Origin of the sequence: Spirosoma profusum (assembly GCF_014699005.1) — a bacterium.
GTDB classification, from domain to species: Bacteria; Bacteroidota; Bacteroidia; order Cytophagales; family Spirosomataceae; genus Spirosoma; species Spirosoma profusum.
In genome coordinates, this window is the sequence record NZ_JACWZY010000015.1 from 69,825 (window position 1) to 88,283 (window position 18,459).

The 18,459-nt window shown below is 47.5% G+C and carries 20 protein-coding genes; 15 read left to right on the plus strand and 5 right to left on the minus strand.

The annotated features are described in order from the left end of the window. Positions 1–57: 57 nt before the first annotated feature. From IC229_RS17720 to IC229_RS17760, 9 genes are all read left to right on the plus strand, one after another. The gene (locus IC229_RS17720; RefSeq protein ID WP_190888346.1) at positions 58–1,431 is read left to right on the plus strand and encodes a glutamine synthetase family protein; all 1,374 of its coding nucleotides are present in this window, start codon (positions 58–60) and stop codon (positions 1,429–1,431) included. Between the two features lie 129 nt (positions 1,432–1,560). Next, entirely contained in the window at positions 1,561–2,604 is a 1,044-nt protein-coding gene (locus IC229_RS17725; protein ID WP_190888347.1) for an aminoglycoside phosphotransferase/kinase family protein, read from the plus strand. After that, on the plus strand, positions 2,604–3,215 hold the full coding sequence (locus IC229_RS17730; RefSeq protein WP_223834061.1) for an RNA polymerase sigma factor: 612 nt from the start codon (positions 2,604–2,606) through the stop codon (positions 3,213–3,215). The genes IC229_RS17725 and IC229_RS17730 overlap by 1 nt, the downstream gene beginning before the upstream one ends. A 131-nt stretch (positions 3,216–3,346) precedes the next feature. Continuing rightward, on the plus strand, positions 3,347–3,670 hold the full coding sequence (locus IC229_RS17735) for a hypothetical protein (protein WP_190888348.1): 324 nt from the start codon (positions 3,347–3,349) through the stop codon (positions 3,668–3,670). Next, complete coding sequence (locus IC229_RS17740; protein WP_190888349.1) at positions 3,649–4,194, plus strand: periplasmic heavy metal sensor; 546 nt, start codon at positions 3,649–3,651, stop codon at positions 4,192–4,194. Before IC229_RS17735 ends, IC229_RS17740 begins: the two co-directional genes overlap by 22 nt. A gap of 49 nt (positions 4,195–4,243) precedes the next feature. After that, positions 4,244–5,092: a YHYH protein gene (locus IC229_RS17745; protein WP_190888350.1), complete on the plus strand. Its 849-nt coding sequence runs from the start codon at positions 4,244–4,246 to the stop codon at positions 5,090–5,092. Continuing rightward, positions 5,049–5,666 carry a toxin-antitoxin system YwqK family antitoxin gene (locus IC229_RS17750; protein ID WP_223834062.1) on the plus strand — a complete coding sequence of 206 codons (618 nt, stop codon included), beginning with the start codon at positions 5,049–5,051 and terminating at the stop codon, positions 5,664–5,666. Before IC229_RS17745 ends, IC229_RS17750 begins: the two co-directional genes overlap by 44 nt. Beyond that, the gene (locus IC229_RS17755) at positions 5,635–6,315 is read left to right on the plus strand and encodes an SCO family protein (protein ID WP_190888351.1); all 681 of its coding nucleotides are present in this window, start codon (positions 5,635–5,637) and stop codon (positions 6,313–6,315) included. Before IC229_RS17750 ends, IC229_RS17755 begins: the two co-directional genes overlap by 32 nt. A 76-nt stretch (positions 6,316–6,391) precedes the next feature. Beyond that, entirely contained in the window at positions 6,392–7,240 is an 849-nt protein-coding gene (locus tag IC229_RS17760; protein ID WP_190888352.1) for a TIGR01459 family HAD-type hydrolase, read from the plus strand. A 29-nt stretch (positions 7,241–7,269) separates the two neighbouring features. Here the strand turns inward: IC229_RS17760 and kdsA are convergent, their stop codons facing one another. Continuing rightward, complete coding sequence (kdsA, locus tag IC229_RS17765) at positions 7,270–8,079, minus strand: 3-deoxy-8-phosphooctulonate synthase (RefSeq protein WP_190888353.1); 810 nt, start codon at positions 8,077–8,079, stop codon at positions 7,270–7,272. A gap of 237 nt (positions 8,080–8,316) precedes the next feature. On the opposite strand from kdsA, the gene IC229_RS17770 reads away from it, so the two are divergent. From IC229_RS17770 to IC229_RS17785, 4 genes are all read left to right on the plus strand, one after another. Beyond that, on the plus strand, positions 8,317–8,556 hold the full coding sequence (locus tag IC229_RS17770; protein WP_190888354.1) for an acyl carrier protein: 240 nt from the start codon (positions 8,317–8,319) through the stop codon (positions 8,554–8,556). Between the two features lie 93 nt (positions 8,557–8,649). Then, positions 8,650–9,900: a beta-ketoacyl-ACP synthase II gene (gene fabF, locus IC229_RS17775; protein ID WP_190888355.1), complete on the plus strand. Its 1,251-nt coding sequence runs from the start codon at positions 8,650–8,652 to the stop codon at positions 9,898–9,900. A gap of 3 nt (positions 9,901–9,903) precedes the next feature. Then, on the plus strand, positions 9,904–10,665 hold the full coding sequence (rnc, locus tag IC229_RS17780) for a ribonuclease III (RefSeq protein WP_190888356.1): 762 nt from the start codon (positions 9,904–9,906) through the stop codon (positions 10,663–10,665). A 398-nt stretch (positions 10,666–11,063) separates the two neighbouring features. Further along, positions 11,064–12,587, plus strand: coding sequence for a Do family serine endopeptidase (locus IC229_RS17785; RefSeq protein WP_190888357.1), 1,524 nt, complete (start codon positions 11,064–11,066; stop codon positions 12,585–12,587). 143 nt (positions 12,588–12,730) lie between these two features. Here IC229_RS17785 and gmd read toward each other — a convergent pair whose 3' ends face one another. Both gmd and IC229_RS17795 read right to left on the minus strand, forming a co-directional pair. Then, positions 12,731–13,843 (minus strand): GDP-mannose 4,6-dehydratase, encoded by a 1,113-nt coding sequence (gmd, locus tag IC229_RS17790; RefSeq protein WP_190888358.1) that lies wholly within the window; start codon positions 13,841–13,843, stop codon positions 12,731–12,733. Positions 13,844–13,925: 82 nt separating this feature from the next. Next, the gene (locus tag IC229_RS17795) at positions 13,926–14,513 is read right to left on the minus strand and encodes an SPOR domain-containing protein (protein WP_190888359.1); all 588 of its coding nucleotides are present in this window, start codon (positions 14,511–14,513) and stop codon (positions 13,926–13,928) included. Between the two features lie 121 nt (positions 14,514–14,634). Here IC229_RS17795 and murB point away from each other — a divergent pair, with 121 nt between their 5' ends. Continuing rightward, positions 14,635–15,660: a UDP-N-acetylmuramate dehydrogenase gene (gene murB, locus IC229_RS17800; protein WP_190888360.1), complete on the plus strand. Its 1,026-nt coding sequence runs from the start codon at positions 14,635–14,637 to the stop codon at positions 15,658–15,660. A 27-nt stretch (positions 15,661–15,687) separates the two neighbouring features. On the opposite strand, the gene IC229_RS17805 is transcribed toward murB, so the two are convergent. Both IC229_RS17805 and IC229_RS17810 read right to left on the minus strand, forming a co-directional pair. Continuing rightward, entirely contained in the window at positions 15,688–16,602 is a 915-nt protein-coding gene (locus tag IC229_RS17805) for an ROK family protein (protein WP_190888361.1), read from the minus strand. A gap of 112 nt (positions 16,603–16,714) precedes the next feature. Then, complete coding sequence (locus IC229_RS17810; RefSeq protein WP_190888362.1) at positions 16,715–17,389, minus strand: SDR family oxidoreductase; 675 nt, start codon at positions 17,387–17,389, stop codon at positions 16,715–16,717. 275 nt (positions 17,390–17,664) lie between these two features. Between IC229_RS17810 and IC229_RS17815 the strand changes: the two genes are divergently transcribed. Beyond that, on the plus strand, positions 17,665–18,396 hold the full coding sequence (locus IC229_RS17815) for an MlaE family ABC transporter permease (protein ID WP_190888363.1): 732 nt from the start codon (positions 17,665–17,667) through the stop codon (positions 18,394–18,396). Positions 18,397–18,459 lie beyond the last annotated feature (63 nt).

The window sequence follows — 18,459 nt, forward strand, 5'->3', positions numbered from 1 at the left end:
AATAGAAGTCAGTACCTTTGGGCGGCACGAATACGTAGCGGCAATACAAGACATAGCATGAACCACCAGGATATTATTGACTTCATCAACCAGAGCGCCAGCCCCAAAATTAAGTATGCATTTACGGACATCGACGGGGTGCTACGTGGCAAAATCATCCATCGACAGAAGTTTCTGGACGGGCTAACGGATGGTTTCGGGTTCTGCGACGTAGTGTGGGGCTGGGATTCGGCTGATATGCCTTACGATAACGGACGTACTACTGGCTGGCATTCGGGCTATCCCGACGCACCCGTGCGTATCGACGTATCGACATTCCGGCAACTTCCCTGGGAGGATAATATTCCGTTTTTCGTCGCTGATTTCAGCCCACCTGCCAATGGAACGCCAACGAATTATGCTTTAGCTTCCTGTCCACGTAGCTTGCTCAAACGAGTAGCTAGTCAATGTGAGGAAATGGGTTATCATGCTGAGTTTGCGCAGGAGTTTGAGTGGTTCAATTTTCGCGAGACGCCCCATAGTCTTCAGGAAAAGAACTTTCAGCATATGGAGCCGCTCACACCGGGGATGTTCGGCTATTCCATACTACGTCCCTCGCTCGAAAGTGCTTTCTACCACGACCTGTTCGATTTGCTGGCTCAGTTCGATATTCCGCTCGAAGGGCTTCACACTGAAACAGGACCGGGCGTATATGAGGCCGCCATCATGCACGATGAGGTTATCCGGGCCGCCGACAAAGCCGCTTTATTTAAGACAGCGGTGAAAGAAATAGCGTACCGGCACAACGTAGTGGCTACGTTCATGGCAAAATGGAATGCCGATTTACCGGGTTGCAGCGGGCATATCCACCAGAGTTTATGGAATCCAGAGAAGACAAAAAACCTGTTTTTCGACGATACACAGCCGAACCGCATGAGTGAACTGATGCGGCAATTTATGGCTGGTCAGTTGTATTGCCTTCCGCACATTACGCCCATGTTTGCGCCAACTATCAATAGCTATAAACGGCTGGTTGAAGGTGCCTGGGCGCCCACTACCATTACGTGGTCGGTAGATAATCGAACAACGGCGCTTCGGGTATTGAACCATAAGGAAGCTTATACCCGCGTTGAGCATCGGGTATCGGGAGCTGATACAAACCCATATTTAGCCATTGCGGCCTCGCTGGCGTCGGGTTTATACGGCATCCGGCACAAACTGACGCTCGATATTCCGGCTTCGGTGGGCAATGGTTACGCTGATAAACGTAACGGCATTCTACCGACCAATCTGGAAGAAGCGACCCGGGCAATGGCTAATTCACCGGTGGCGGCCGAACTGTTTGGAACCGAATTTGTTGACCACTTTACTCGCACCCGCGACTGGGAATGGCGGCAATATCTTCGCCAGGTCAGTGATTGGGAGTTGAAGCGGTATTTTGAAATTATATAATGTTTGTAGAGACACAGTATGCTGTGTCTCATATGCGTCAGCAATAGCCTAGCGTTAGCCAAAACCATCTGGCGCGGGCCATCCGGTTATGAGACAAGGCATGTCTTGTCTCTACACAAATAGAATCAAATGCGTCTCGTTGATTACCAAACGATTATAAAAAAAGCCTGGGCGGAGTTCGATAACACCATCCAGATTCACACTATTGAGGACATTAGTGCGCGGGTTTCTACCAACCACGTTTTCCGGGTTCGGTTTGAGGATGGCGACCACATCATTGCCAAACTATCGTATTTCGGTAAGCACGAGCATTTTCTGGAAGACCATCGCATTATTCACGCGCTGGCCAACAACCTGCTTTATCCGTTTGAGAACGTACTGGCCAAGTCGCTAATACGTGATGGTCAAGTGTTTACGTATCGCTACAAAGACGCTTTTATTGATGCGTGGGTTGTGTTTTATAACCCGATACGTATTCAGCAGAAATTACCCCGTCGGCTGGAGGATCATCATATTCAGATGCTGGGTCGGCAGATTGCCAAATTTCATAAAGCTTGTTCCCGTGTAAGTACCGTATTGCCGAAGTCGAGTAAAACGCTACGTTCCGATATCTGGGATTTGCTCGACATTTTAGAAACCGAAGTCGGTCAGTTTGAGCACCGTATGCACGTAGAAGAATTGAAGCACCAGTGCGAACTGTTTCTGACAAACCGGCAAAAACTGGTGGCCAAAACGGTTGAAACCATGCCCGTTTTTGTCGACTGGAACATTGGCAATTTCTCCGTTACGTCCAATTTTGAGCTATTCTCACGCTGGGATTACGACTGGTTCCGAATCAGTTACCGGGTCATGGATTTTTACTTTTTCAGCCGGGTAGTATCGAGTGTGGGTGACCGAACGGTATTCAGTTACGTCATTACTACCCTGATGGAAGACCGGTTTCTCCTCTTTTTAAAAGAATACCACACCGTTTTTCCACTGACTGAAAACGAAATTCGGTTTCTGCCCGAAGCGTACCGGTTTTTTATACTCAACTACGTCATAAAATACGGTCGTTATTTTTTCCACCGTACCTACGCTACCAAACTGCAACGGGAAGCTTATGAAATTTACTTCCCCTCGATTGAGCAGTTCGATGCAGATAAAATTCTGAAGGCGCTGGGTATTTCCTGATGTTCCGTTCAGCAATGAACGACCCAAAGAATCTGTTTCTGCTGCTTGAGCAAATCCGACAAGGCAATGAACCCGCCTTTCGGCAACTCTACGAAATCACGAAAAGTCGGGTTTTTAATACGGCGCTCAGCTACGTGCGCTCACGGGAAGATGCCGAAGAAATCACGCAGGAGGTGTTTATTGACGTATTTCGGTCGGCAGGTAGTTTTGAGGGCGATGCAAACGTAACGACCTGGATTTACCGCATTACCGTCAATAAATCGCTGGATTTTATAAAGCAGAAGAAACGTCAAAAGCGATTTGCTTTCCTGACCAGTCTATTTGACCGCGACACTGGTGAAGTTGTTCATCACCCGCCCGATTTTGTTCATCCGGGAGTCGCGCTCGAAAATCAGGAAAATGCCGCCAGACTGTTTCAGGCGATTGATACCCTTCCCGAAAAACAAAAAACGGCTTATATTCTTACCCGAATCGAAGGACTTAGCAACATCGAGGCTGCTCAGGTTATGTCGACGAGCGTTGGGGCCGTTGAGTCACTTTTGCAACGCGCCAACGAAAACCTGAAGAAACAGTTATTGGCAGTGTATAAATCATTAGTTGCGGACAGTTAAAAAGGCCCAAACCGGCTCTGGCTGTTTTAAACGAAGGTTAATTCGTTGCCGTATATCAAACAGCCAGAGCCGGTTTGGGCCTTTTTAACCATCACCCGTAGGAATCCTCTTAAATTGTCGTCTCAATCAATATGGAACCGGAAAAAGAAAAATGGATTAATGACGTACTACGTATCGCGGACGGTATCGAACGAGCCGACCCGAGTCCGTTTTTATACGCCAAAATCCGCCATCGTCTGTTTGAAGCCGCTCCGAGGGTTTACCTTCCCGCCCGAACGGTATGGCTTACTGCTACGTCGTTTGCACTCTTATTATTGCTGAACTGGCGCGTAGTGAGTCAGCAGGTAAGCCCTGCCGATGCCGATGAGGTCGAATTGAGCACTGTAGTATCTGAAATGCAGCTTTATCCGGCTACGAACCAGCCCTATAGCCTATGGAGCGAACAAAACTACTGACTATCGCCGTCGTGGGATTACTCATTTTGAACCTGTTTACGATTGGCTTTCTGGTTCTCAAATCAGAGCGGCAGCCCCTGTCTATCAGTCATGAGCACCCGCCCATGGGTGGCCCTTTCCGACTTATTGTTGAGCGGCTTCATTTCGACGAGGAGCAGCAACGGCAGTACAGAAAAATGGCTGACCGACATCACGAACAAACAGTGCAGCTCAATGACGAATCGGTTCTATTGTTTCAGACGTATTACAAACTACTGGCCGCTTTCCAGTCTGATTCCTCTAAAACGAATACCTTGGTTCGACAAATTGCCGACGTTCAACGACGTATCGCTGAATTAAATTTCGCTCACTTTCAAGAGATTAAAGCGCTATGCCGTCCTGATCAACAAGCTGATTATAACAAACTGGTAGATGATCTCGCCCGCTTATTCGGCAAACCCCAACGAGGTCGTGGACCTAGCAACGGTGGGCCGCCGGAAAGTCGTCCTGATGGGCCGCCTGAAAATTTTCCGCCCCACCCGTAGGAATCATCGAGGAGCATCGTCTAACCCGATAATTAACTAGCAAATTATCATGAATCGCTCCCACTTATTCACTACGTTAGCCGTTACGTTTGGGTTTATTACGTTTATTGCCTGTCAGCAAGGTACTGATACCGTGAAGCCTTCTAGCGGCACTACGTCAGGCACTACTACGTCTGGTACTACGTCATCGGGAACCACTACGTCTGGCTCAACCAGTTCAACAACGGCTACTTCGGTTGGCACCGGTGTCCCTGACGTTTACAAGAAAATTTATGGGGCTACTGAAATCTACGTCGAAGGCACCAACATCGTCATTAAGACTACGAGTCTGCCCGATCATAAAAGCCCTTATTATCAGGGCACAACCTGGGCCAGTGCGTTATATGAAGCTTATAATGGCACTAATACTAAGTTCAATCTGAACCCAAACCGGATTAGACAGAGCAATCTTACGTTCAAAATTCCGATGAATCCCGCAGTCGATGCGTCGCATGCGTCAACACCGGGTGGCCCCATCGGCGTTTCGTTGAACGGCGTGCCGTTTTTTAATCAGTATGCAGCGATGAGTGCCCCCTTAACTAACGAAATCGACAGTTTCGATCAGTACGGGGGGCATCCGCAGCAGCAAGGGCAATATCACTATCACATTGAGCCAACGTATCTGACCAAAGCCAAAGGGAAAGACGTATTACTAGGTTTTCTGCTGGATGGTTTTCCGGTCTATGGCCCTACCGAAAATGGCAAAACCGTTACCAACGCCAGTTTGGATAAATACCACGGCCACACGCACGCTACGACCGATTACCCCAACGGCATTTATCACTACCACATTACGTCGGAAGACCCATACCTCAATGGCAGCGGATTTTATGGCAAATCAGGAACCGTTTCACAGTAAGCTATTCTGGATGGTTGGTCTGTTGCTGATGCTTTGTCAGTGTCAGCAACAGACGACCGAACGTAGCACGATTCCTTCTGTCTTTGCCAACGCCAATCAAGCGGGCTGGCAACGTAGCGAAGGGCTTTTATGGCTGAATAATAGCCCTTTCAACGGCTGGCAATTCGCGCTTTCTACGTCTGGTGACACTACGTTCGTTGGCGCTTTCTACGAGGGTAAAGCCGAAGGTCAGCACCGTTCCTGGCACGTGAATAGAAAGCTCAAAGAAGTTAGACAATACAAAAATGGCTGGCAGGAAGGTAAGCAGCGCGGTTGGTTTGAATCAGGAAAACCGGCCTTCACGTATCATTTTCGGAGCGATATGTACGAGGGCAATCGGAAAGAATGGTTAGCGAGTGGCCAATTAGTATTCGATGGGAATTACCATTTGGGCCAGGAAGAAGGCTCACAACGGCAGTGGTTCGCCGACGGCAGCTTAAAAATGAATTATGTAGTTCGCAGTGGTCGAACATATGGATTTACAGGAGTTAAAAATTGTGTCAATGTTTGGGATTCGATCACTGTTGGGCATTAATCTATTAGCCCTGCTAATGGGCAGTCTGGCCATTTCTCAGATTACTCAGCAGCCGGAACAGGTTTCTGTAGATGAAACTGTTCCCTATTACAACACGCCCGATTTTACACCTATATGGGTGAATAATTCCGGCGACGTAGCGCAAAAAATTACGCACTACGTCGCCGATTTTTCATTTCGCGATCAGACTAATAACGTAGTAACTCAGAAAACGGTAACTAATAAGGTTCACGTAGCAAACTTCTTCTTTACGTCCTGTCCCAGCATCTGCCCTAAAATGACTAATCTGCTCAAAACGGTGCAGGATACGTTTAAGCATGAACCCAACGTAGTGCTGCTCTCCTACAGCGTAACGCCCTGGCTCGACTCAGTGACACGGCTACGTAGATACGCTGATACAAAAGGAGTTATGGATAATAAATGGCACTTGCTTACTGGTGAGCGGGGCAAAATTTATGATCTGGCGCGTCGATCCTATTTTGCCGAAGAGGCCATTGGTTTTACGAAAGATTCTACTGAATTTCTGCATACCGAACACCTGATTCTAGTCGACCAAAATCGCAGGATTCGAGGTGTTTATAACGGCACAATCTCGCTCGATATCGATAAACTTATTACTGATATCAGTATACTCTTGAAAGAAAACTGATTAAAGATTCGGCATGAATCGTATTTTTACGAATAATCTATTGGTGTGACCCTCCTCTGCACCTGTTTATTCGCCCATGCAACTTGCCGATTTTAAAACCATAGCCTCTGATTATAAGGTAATTTTCTTCGATGCATTTGGCGTGCTGAAAAACTCGGAGGGTATTTTGCCGGGTATCGAAAAAACCTTCAACTGGCTTCGAGAAAATGGCAAAGAATTCTACGTACTGACAAATGATGCATCGCGTGGCCCCCGCGAACTAGCCGAATCGTACTACCGACAGGGTTTCTATGCCATTACGCCCGAACGTATCATTTCGTCGGGAATGCTGGCTCGCGAATACCTCGATTTAAAAGTCCACGACGGTACGGTAGCTTATTTGGGAACGGAGAAATCAGCGCATTATCTCGAAACATCGGGACTGAAAACCTTACCCATCAGCCAGGTGGATCTTAAGGAAATTGACGATATAAACGCCCTCGTACTGCTTGATGACGAAGGTTTCGACTGGAACACTGACTTAACCAAAACCGTCAATTTGCTACGTAGACGTAACATCCCGGTGATTGTTGCCAATACCGATGCTACGTATCCCGTTTCAAAAAATCGCATTGCCATTGCCATTGGGGCCGTCGCTAAAATGATCGAAGGTATCGTTGGGAAGCAGTTTATTCGGTTTGGCAAGCCCGATGCACAGCTTTTTATGTTTGCCTACGAACGACTGGAGAACGTATCGCACGTAAGCAAACGCGACATTTTGATGGTGGGTGATACGTTGAAAACTGATATTCTGGGCGGAAATAAATTCGGCCTGGATACGGTGCTCGTTCTTACGGGTAATACGCAGCCGCAGGATGTAGAGGTACAGATACGTAGCACGGGTATTATTCCAACTTACGTTTGTAAGTCGGTCGTTATTAAATGATTGTCCCTGGACGTCCAGGCTACAACACTTTACAAAATACTTTCCCGTACCCGAACGAGTCTCTCCAGCAGACTTTCTAACTGATCCAGAGGTAACATATTCGCTCCATCAGATTTGGCCTCAGAAGGATTAGGATGCGTTTCAATAAAAAGCCCATCGGCGCCAACGGCAATGGCGGCTTTGGCGATGGTGGTAATCAGAGCAGGTTTCCCGCCCGTTACGCCTGAACTTTGATTTGGCTGTTGCAATGAGTGGGTACAATCCATTACCACAGGCACACCAAATGACTGCATAGCCGGTAAATTTCGATAATCAACCACCAAATCTCCATAGCCGAATGAATTGCCCCGATCTGTTAGGAAAACCGTAGCAGCCGGATTGGTCGTTTTTACTTTTTCGACGGCGAACCCCATACTTTCACCAGATAGAAACTGTCCTTTTTTCACATTGACCGCACGACCAGTTTTAGCAGCCGCTTCCAGCAGTTCCGTCTGCCGACATAAGAACGCTGGAATCTGTAATACGTCTACAAAAGGGGCAGCCATCGCGGCCTCTTCCGATTCGTGAATGTCGGTTACGGTTGGTACGTCGAACGTATCGCCAACTTCCTTCAGGATAGCCAGGGCTTTTTCATCGCCAATGCCTGTAAATGAGTTAAGTTTGGTTCGATTTGCTTTTCGGTAAGAGCCTTTGAAAATGTAGGGGATACCGAGTTTATTAGTAATGGTAACGATACGTTCGGCGATTTGCAGCGCCATGTCGCGGCCTTCGATTGCACAGGGGCCGGCCATCAGAAAAAACTGGTTTCCGGTAGTATGTTTCAGCTTATCGATTTGCATGAGTAATCGTCTAATTCAGGGTACAAAGGTGCGGAAAACAAGCGAACTGCTTTCAACCAATAATCAATTTATGAGCGCCCAACAAATTGCTGTTATTAGAACAAAAACCAGATTTTCAATAATTTTAAATTACCTTTAACTGGTTGCCCCAACGCCTTATACCCTAAAAAATTGTTTGATAATACAAAGGTAAATCCGTTTCTTTGCGCAGTTTTTTAACACGAACAGACTACGAAAATGTCGGACATTGCAGAAAAAGTTAAGAAAATCATTGTAGAGAAACTAGGCGTTGAGGAGTCAGAAGTAACGCCGGAAGCAAGCTTCACCAACGACCTGGGTGCTGATTCGCTGGATACGGTAGAGCTGATTATGGAATTCGAAAAAGAATTCAATCTGCCTATCCCCGACGACGAAGCTGAGAAAATCTCTACGGTTGGCTTAGCCATTGAATATCTTGAAAAACACATTGGTAAGTAAGCATTTGCCCAACGCCATTAAGTTCCTGAAAGCCAACGTTAACAAATTCATGTTCAGCGTTGTTTTTCTATTTCCATTACGCAGTACAGCTGTATGACATTCAAACGAGTAGTAGTGACCGGCCTCGGTGCATTGACACCTATTGGCAATGATGTAGCCACTTATTGGAACAACTTAGCCGCTGGTGTAAGCGGGGCCGGTCCCATTACGAAGTTTGACGCCAGCAAGTTTCGTACGCAATTCGCCTGCGAAGTGAAAGGGCTGGACGTAACGCAATACATTCCTCGTCAGGAAGCGCGCAAAATGGACGCATTTACCCATTACGCGCTGATTGCCACCGAACAGGCTGTTCAGGACGCCAACCTCAACCTCGAAACGCTCGACAGAAATAAAGTTGGTGTTATCTGGGGTTCTGGCATCGGCGGGCTCAAATCATTTGAGGACGAGATGATTGAGTACGCCAAAGGCGACGGTACGCCACGTATCAACCCCTTCTTTATTGTGCGCATGATTGCCGACAGTGCATCGGGGCAAATCTCGATGAAATACGGCTTTCGTGGAACGAACTACGTAACGGTTTCGGCCTGTGCATCTACCAATAACGCCATCATCGACGCCTTCAACTACATCCGGTTAGGTCGGTTGAATATGTGTGTTGTCGGCGGTTCCGAAGCTGCTGTTACGAAAGCTGGTATCGGTGGTTTTAACGCCAACCGGGCGTTATCGGAACGTAACGATTCGCCCGAAACTGCGTCGCGGCCTTACGATAAAGATCGTGATGGTTTTGTGATGGGTGAAGGAGCTGGTTCCATTATTCTGGAAGAATACGAACATGCCCAGGCTCGTGGCGCTAAAATTTACGCCGAATTAATTGGTGGTGGAATGTCTTCGGACGCTTACCATATTACAGCCCCCCATCCTGAAGGGCTAGGAGCTTTTTTAGCGATGCAGGACGCCCTGAACGATGCAGGCATCGCTCCAGAATCTATTGACTACATTAATACCCACGGTACGTCTACGCCCATTGGCGACCCGCAGGAACTGAAAGCTATTCATCAGTTGTTTGGTGAGCATTCTTTCAAGATGAATATCAGCTCAACGAAGTCCATGACCGGGCATTTATTGGGCGCTGCTGGCGCAGTAGAAGCAATTGCGTGCATCAAGGCCATTGAGCACCAGATTGTACCACCAACGATTAATCATTTTACCGAAGACGGCGAAATTGACTCTCGTTTCAACCTAACGTTCAATACCGCTCAGGCACGGCCCTTAACGACCGTCATGAGCAATGCGTTTGGTTTTGGAGGTCACAACGCCATCGTCATTTTCCGTAAACTTAGCTGAGTCGTGCAAATCGCTTTGCCACGTAGCTTTTTCAATCCTTTCGACTGGTTCCGGTCCGGGAATAAAGATCCGCGTAAAAATTTACGCCGGTCCATTGGCCATATCATTGGGTCAAGCCCATCAAATCTTGGCCTATATCAACTGGCGCTACGTCATACGTCAGCGTCGAAAGCTACGGCTATTGAAGGTTTTCGGGAATCGAACGAGCGGCTTGAGTATCTGGGTGATGCAGTACTTGGGATGGTCATTGCTGAGTTTCTATTTAAAAAATACCCTTACAAAGACGAAGGTTTTCTCACCGAAATTCGCTCCCGAATCGTCAACCGGGAAACGCTGAACGGCATTGCCCGCAAAATTGGCCTCGATCAACTGATTGAATTCGACGGAAGCCGGACACGTAGCATGCCCGCTCGTACATCCATGTATGGCGATGCGCTCGAAGCGCTGGTTGGTGCTATTTACCTGGACAAAGGCTTCAGCTTTACCCGTCGGTTTATCCTCAAACATCTTCTCTCACACTACGATATCGAGTCCGTGGTGCAGAATAACGGCAACTTCAAAAGCCGACTGATTGAATGGGCCCAGCGCGAAGGCAAAGAAATTCGCTTTGAGATTGTTTCTGAGAAAGGGAACAGCCACTTCCGCGAGTTCATCGCTCAGGTGCTCGTCAACGAAGAACCTTTTGCCACTGGTAGCGGCTACAGCAAGAAGAAAGCCGAACAGGCAGCCGCTGAAAAAGCGTTCGAATTATTGGCTATCAAGTAGGGCTATTTCCTCATTATTTCTGCGGTTTGCTACGTAGCAGTTGCATATTTCTGGTGCTCACTACGTAGCGCCTTCGCTATAATCACTACGTCATTTTGGCTAGAAAATGGTGATGCTACGTTGTTTCTATGCCAAAATGGCTGAAACGTATATCGCTTTTCTCATTGGTACGTTGTTTGACGTAAGATAGTACGTCTGTAAATCTATCCTTAATCAAAAAGTCAGTTAAGGAATCTTTCAGGCTTTTTATTAACTTGAAGGCCCTTTAACAATGACCTGTTAAATTTTGTTAAGGTCAGACGCGAGTCGAATTTTTCGGAATGCGCTTTCCGTTATACCAACAGACAGAAACAGCTGTTACTAACACAAAAAAGCAATTAGATTTCTCGCATTAAACCATGAAAAGCAACTGGAAATTATTAGCGCTGATGCTCTTGTCGAGCGTAATCACGCTGGCTGCTTACAACCTGTTGGGTTTCAACAACCGGGATGTAATCTTTAACGAATCGACCCCTGCTCCTGCCAGCACAAATCGGCTGGTTTCTTTACCCGGTGGCCCGACGGCTGTTCCCGGGGATTTCTCGACGGCAGCCGAAGCTGTAACGCCAACTGTTGTGCACATTCGTACAACGATGACCCGCACGGTACGTCAGCAACAGATCCCCGATATTTTCCGGGAGTTTTTTGGTGATGAGTTCGGTGGCGGTGGCAATCAGCGCCAACCCCGCCGTCAACAAGGACAAGCGTCGGGTTCGGGCGTTATCATCAGCAAAGATGGTTATATCGTAACGAACAACCACGTAGTGCAGGACGCCGACGAAGTGGAGGTAATTATGACCGATAAGCGTAGCTTCAAAGCTAAAGTTATTGGTACCGACCCTCTTACCGACCTGGCCGTTATTAAAGTAGATGCTAACAACCTACCTTTCATTACGTTGGGTGATTCGGACGGCCTCAAATTAGGCGAATGGGTGTTAGCGGTTGGCTACCCGCTGGATTTGGAATCGACCGTTACGGCTGGTATCGTTAGCGCGAAAGGTCGTCGGATTGGTATCCTCGATCAGAATATCAATCGGAATGAAGAAAAACCTGATTCACCAGTAGAATCGTTCATCCAGACGGATGCGGCCATCAACCCAGGTAACTCAGGCGGTGCCCTTGTAAACCTCCGTGGCGAACTGGTTGGCATCAATTCAGCTATTGCTTCCCAAACGGGTTATTACAGTGGTTATGGTTTCGCGGTGCCGGTTTCGCTCGTGAAAAAAGTATCGGCTGACCTACTTAAATACGGTAACGTACAGCGTGGTTATATTGGCATTCTGCCACAAGAGTTGAACAGCACGCTGGCCAAAGAAAAAGGCACCAAAGTAGGTCGCGGTATCTATGTTAACGAAGTCGTTGGTAAAGGCGCAGCCGAAGCTGCCGGTTTGAAGAAAGGTGACGTTATCGTTAAAATGGAAGGCCAAGCCCTTGATTCTGACGCTCAAATGCGTGAAATCATCGGCCGTCGTCGTCCGGGTGATATTGTAACCGTAACGGTTAATCGCGATGGCACTGAACGCGACTTCAAAGTTGAACTTCGTAACCGCAATGGTGGTCGTGATGTGATCAAGAAATCTGAGGTTACAGCTGCTGCTACGTCGCTGAATTCGCTGGGTGCCAACTTCGAAGCGCTGTCGTCTCAGGAAGCCAAACAGCTTGGTGTGAGCGGTGGTGTTCGGGTTTCGAAAATCACGGATGGCAAATTAGCCGATACCGATGTTGAAGAAGGCTTTATTATTGTGAAAGCCAACACGAAAAGCGTCAAGTCAACGAAGGATTTACAGGATATTATTGCCGCCGTTAAAGAAGGCGAAGGTCTAATGCTGATTGGCATGTACCCTAATAGTTCGCGGATGTACTACTACGCTGTACCTATGTAAGGCGTAAGCGTAAAGCATAAAAAAGGGCTGACTGGATTATTTCCAAGTCAGCCCTTTTCCATTTTGCGTGTTACGTAGTAAAAAAAGAATGCCATTACTTCGGGTTATGGCATTCGTCAATCTATTCATCAAATAATTTCTCTCTACTCAAAATAATTCAACACCTGATGCCCACTCTTGGCAAGAAACTGGTCGCGACGGAACAGTTTAACGTCCGCCGACATCATATCCTGAACCAGTGCTTTCAAATCATATTTTGGCTTCCAGTTCAATTTGGCCATGGCTTTGGCTGGATCGCCTAAGAGCAAATCAACTTCAGTAGGACGATAATAGCGTGGATCAATGCAAAGGACCGTTTGCCCAACTTCCACCTTATAATCAGAGTTCGAGGCACTTACTACTTTAGCCACTTCGTCGGAACCTTCCCCAGTGAACTCCAGCTCTACACCGATTTCAGCAAACGCCATCTTCACAAAATCGCGAACGCTGGTAGTTACGCCTGTAGCAATGACGAAATCTTCGGGAGTTTCCTGTTGCAGGATCAGGTACATGGCCTCAACGTAGTCTTTGGCATGACCCCAGTCACGTAGCGAATCCAGATTGCCCAGATAAACCTTATCCTGCAAGCCCAGGGCGATACGTGCCACAGCGCGCGTAATCTTACGGGTCACAAAAGTTTCGCCACGTAGCGGAGATTCGTGGTTAAACAAAATTCCATTGCAGGCATACATACCGTACGCTTCGCGGTAGTTGACGGTTATCCAGTAACCATACAATTTTGCGACGGCATACGGCGAACGCGGATAAAAAGGCGTTGTTTCTGATTGCGCATGGCCCTGCACACCACCGTATAGCTCCGACGTCGACGCCTGATAAATACGAGTTTTATGAGTCAAGCCGAGCAGACGAACGGCCTCCAGAATACGTAACGTACCGATTCCGTCAACCTGCGCCGTATATTCAGGCTCATCGAAGCTAACCCGCACGTGCGACATGGCCCCGAGGTTATAAATTTCATCGGGCTGCACTTCCTGAATAATGCGAATGATATTGGTCGAATCCGACAAATCGCCGTAGTGGAGCTTGAAACGAATATGTTTCTCGTGCGGATCTTCATACATATGGTCAATCCGCTGCGTATTAAAGAGGGAGCTCCGGCGCTTGATCCCGTGAACTTCATAGCCTTTGTCTAATAGTAATTCGGCTAGATAAGCTCCATCCTGTCCGGTAACCCCGGTAATAATTGCTTTTTTCATAATGTCCTACACGAGCCAACACTCACGCCTAAAATTGTACAAAACGTAGCAAAGGTAAGCTTGACCACTTGAATTTTATAACTTATTTTATTAACAGGCTCCGCCGAATGTCTACTTTATCGGCTTGCAACTGCGAAGACGTGATCAATTTACGAATAGACGTATAGTACCGTTCAGCGTCAATTCGTCGCATAAAATCCCCTACTTTCAGTTTGTACGTAGGCTGGCTGTAGCTCAGATAAGGATTCAATTCAGGGAAATTCTGCGTAATTAGCAGTTTAGCAGCTTCAGCTTCCTGTCGCTGATTACCCACGTAAACCTGAATGCGAAAGCCAGGAGCGTAACGTATCGTCCGATTTTGAGTAGCCATTGTATCGAGTACTAAATCGAGCTTCCGGTTGATGTGCATAGCTTCGGCTATAGCGGTCGGCTTCCGGGTTTCGGTCCGGCGAGGTGGCGGAGTTGTCGTTGTACTGGCCGTCGGTGACGAAGGGCGACTTGTTGTCGCGGGGTTCGCCGTGCTGTTTGTGTACACTGGACGTACCGACGATAAATCTTCGTTGTAGCTGTTGTAATCCACCGTTCGGCTCGTAGCAGCAGGTCGACTGCTGGCACAACCCGCCATCAGTAAGATACTCAATACCCAAACGTTACTGAACCTGCCTCGCATTGTTATAGTCGAATATGGTGTAAAATTAGCCATTTTGTCTGTTCAATACGTACCAATGTCGTCATTGTTATGAAAGCCTGTCGGTATTTGGTTAATTTTGAATTCCTACTACGTGCATCTTATGCTGAATATACAGAGCCACGTATCGCTCAAATCGTATAATACGTTCGGAATTGAAGCCACTGCGCGATACTGGGTTGATATCCATTCTGAGGAAGATTTACAGACTTTACTGCAACTGGACGAGTATCAGAATAAGCCGAAATTAATTCTCGGCGGTGGTAGCAACGTACTGCTCTGTCAGGATTTCGATGGATTAGTTGTTAAAATGAACATTCAGGGCATCGACGTTGTCCGCGAAGACGATGACCATATCTACCTGAAAGCCGGCGCGGGCGTAATCTGGCACGAACTGGTTCAGTATTGTGTAACCCGAAATTTCGCTGGTCTCGAAAACCTGTCGCTCATTCCCGGCACGGTCGGCGCGGCACCAATGCAAAATATTGGGGCTTACGGCGTTGAGTTGGAACAGGTTTTTGAATCGTTGACAGCCATAGACCGGCAAGCCGGCGAAAAGCGGACGTTCGCTCATGCCGATTGCGCGTTTGGTTACCGGGAAAGTATATTCAAACGGGCACTGAAAAATCAATACATCATCACCAGTGTTACGTTTCAGTTAAATAAACGTGCTACGTTCCACACGCGCTACGGTGCCATTCAGGAAACGCTGACTCAGATGGGAATTACTGACGATACGTTATCTATCAAAGCAATTAGCGAAGCCGTTATTCGTATCCGACGTAGCAAACTTCCCGACCCGGCTCAAATTGGCAATGCAGGTAGTTTCTTCAAAAATCCAGAAATCCCTAAAAATCAGTTTGATACGTTAAAAGAACAGTTTCCAGAACTACCCGGCTATCCCATAGGCGACACACTGGTGAAAGTGCCAGCCGGTTGGCTTATCGAACAGGCTGGCTGGAAAGGATATCGGTCGGGCGACGCGGGCGTACATGCCAAACAGGCCCTGGTTCTTGTTAATTATGGCCATGCTTCTGGCAACGAAATCATGGCCCTCGCTAAACGCATACAGGAATCGGTAGCTACTACATTTGGAATAGCTATTTCCCCGGAAGTGAATTTGATTTGAGTATGGGCTAAGCCCATACATCAGACATTAGTCGAAACAAAGCGAAGCTGCGCCGAGCAGCCCGGCGTCGTTACCCAACGTAGCCCGTTTGATACTCAGACCGTTTTTGTAGTATGCATTCAGCCAGTAATCGAGGGTTTCATTGACAGCAGGCATGATGTAATCGAATGACGCCGATAAACCGCCACCAATCAGTACTTGTTTGATATCGAGAATTTTAATGAGTGCAGCCAGCCCTTCTCCCAGCATTTCGCCCACTTCTTTCCAGATTTGCAGCGCCAGTTCATCACCTACGGCAGCGGCAGCTACCAATCCTGTGGTTGAGATGCTACCATCATCGAGCAAATGTGTATTGCCTTTGTAGCCTTTTCGACGTTCGTTGGCGAGTTGGAGCAATTCTACTTTACCGATGTTACGTTCAAGCACACGCCCATTTCGCGACGGGATGTGACCGGGTTCCATCGCATTGCCATCGCCACCGGTAAAGATTTTTTTGTTGATGATGGCCGCTCCGCCGACACCAGTACCTAACGTAATGAAAATATAATTCTCAGTAATTTTTTCCTCGGCAAAATAATATTCGCCCAGAGCGGCTGCGTTGGCATCATTGGCCAGGAAAAATTCTATTCCTGAAAATCGTTTGCTTAACAACGCAACCATAGGAAGATCGTTGATTTCCGGAATGGCCGTAATTTCAAGGGGTACGGTACGTTCGCGATTGAGCATCCCTGGCAAACCGATTCCCACTTTCTTAACGTCTTTGTTACTCAGCAACTGCAAGGCAACAGCGTCGCCAAAACGGTCGATAAAATGTCCCGATTCGCGCCAGCTTATGGTATCATGACTATAGAAATTGGAAATTTTACCGGTATTCGCATCAACAATGCCCATTTTGACGTTTGTTCCACCCACGTCAATACCCAAATACTCAACGGAAGCCATTCTTTGCAGTTATCAGTTTTCGATTAATTCGGTTAGGATTCAATGAAATGGAGCGCAAGATACGAAAGAGTACTAGTCAATTGCATTCATGACTAGTTGTTTATGGCGATTGCTAGATATCACCTAACTGCGGACGTATCAGAATTTCTTCAACCACAGCGCTTTTCGACAGCGAATAACTGGCCCAAATACTGTCTGCTACGTCGCCGGGTTTCATAAAACGTTCTTCGGGTAAGTCCGTTCCCTGCCAACTGGCTGTTAACGTAGCACCGGGCAAAACCGCCGTTACTTTTACGTCATACGGCTTCAATTCTTCACGTAGCACGCGACTCATACCCAGCAAGGCAAATTTTGAAATACAGTACGAACCGCCATTTGTGTAAGCCGTAATGCTGGCCGTCGAACACATCATAAAAATATGACCCTGCCGTCGCGCCATCATATCGCCCACGAGCCCGCGTGTGAGATGATAGGCACTGGCTACGTTGGTGCTCATGAGTTTTTCAAACGTACCTTCGTCTTCGTTATGAATCTGCCCTGGCAGGAAAATACCGGTGTTATTCAGCAACATTTCGATCGGCCGGCTGAGCGATTTGATGTAGCCCAGTAATTTATCTACGCCGGTTCTGGTCGATAAATCGGCGGCAAAGGGAAGCAGACCACCGCCCGTTACGTTAGCAATAGATCGAGCGCAGATAACCGCGTCGAAACCTTCCGCAACAAATCGTTCGGCCACTGCCAGACCAATACCTTTGGTGCCGCCCGTCACAACAATTAATGGATTCATACTTGAGAAAACGGCCATTTTTTGGCCCAATACGTCCTGTTTTTATAAGGTTTCGTGTTTGGCGCAAGTTACGTCAGAAACCATTCTATCTTTACGGGGGTTCTCCCGAATAAAGAAGCCGTTTAATAGTTCGGGCACAAGCTCACAAAGGAGTGTTTTTGTCATGCTGAGGAACGAAGCATCTTAAAGCATCCTAGTTCGAGGATAATGGAACGTTAAGATGCTTCGTTCCTCAGCATGACAAAAACTTCCTGATTCGTCTCGCTACACGCTTTATGTCACGATTAGGTAGTTATTTTATTTTTCTGGGTACGCTTTTCCGTAATCGGGAAAAGTTGCGCGTATACATGAGTCTTATCCTCAATGAATGTACATCAATCGGTGTCGGCTCTATTTTCATTGTCGCGTTGGTTAATACGTTTATTGGTGCGGTTACCTGCGTTCAGACGGCCTATAACCTGACCAACCCGTTTGTACCTAAAAACATCATCGCACTTATCGTCCGCGACAGCTCTATTCTGGAATTGGCTCCTACGCTGTCGTGCATTGTACTGGCGGGCAAAGTTGGCTCAAACATCGCTGGCGAATTAGGCACCATGCGAATCACCGAACAGATTGATGCACTGGAAGTTATGGGCATCAATTCGAGTTCGTATCTGGTGCTGCCGAAGGTGATTGCTTCAGTACTGATGTTTCCGTTGCTGGTAATTATGGCGGGCTTTCTGGCGATTCTGGGCGGTTATATCGCCGGTACGTTGGCCGGAGTAATTTCTTCCGAAGATTACGTAACGGGGCTGCGTGTGGATTACAAACCGTTCGGCGTTACGTTCGCACTCATCAAAACAGTCGTATTTGCCTTTCTGGTGTCAACCATTTCGGCCTATCAGGGCTACAACGTGCGCGGGGGTGCGCTGGAAGTGGGAGCCGCATCGACATCAGCCGTAACCAATAGTTGTATCGCCATCGTTGCCGCCGACTTCGTTCTGACACAGATGCTGTTAACATAAAGAGCGAAAGTGTGAAAGAGTGAAATCGGAACGCCGAAGCGGGGCGAATTTCCAGAGCCAACA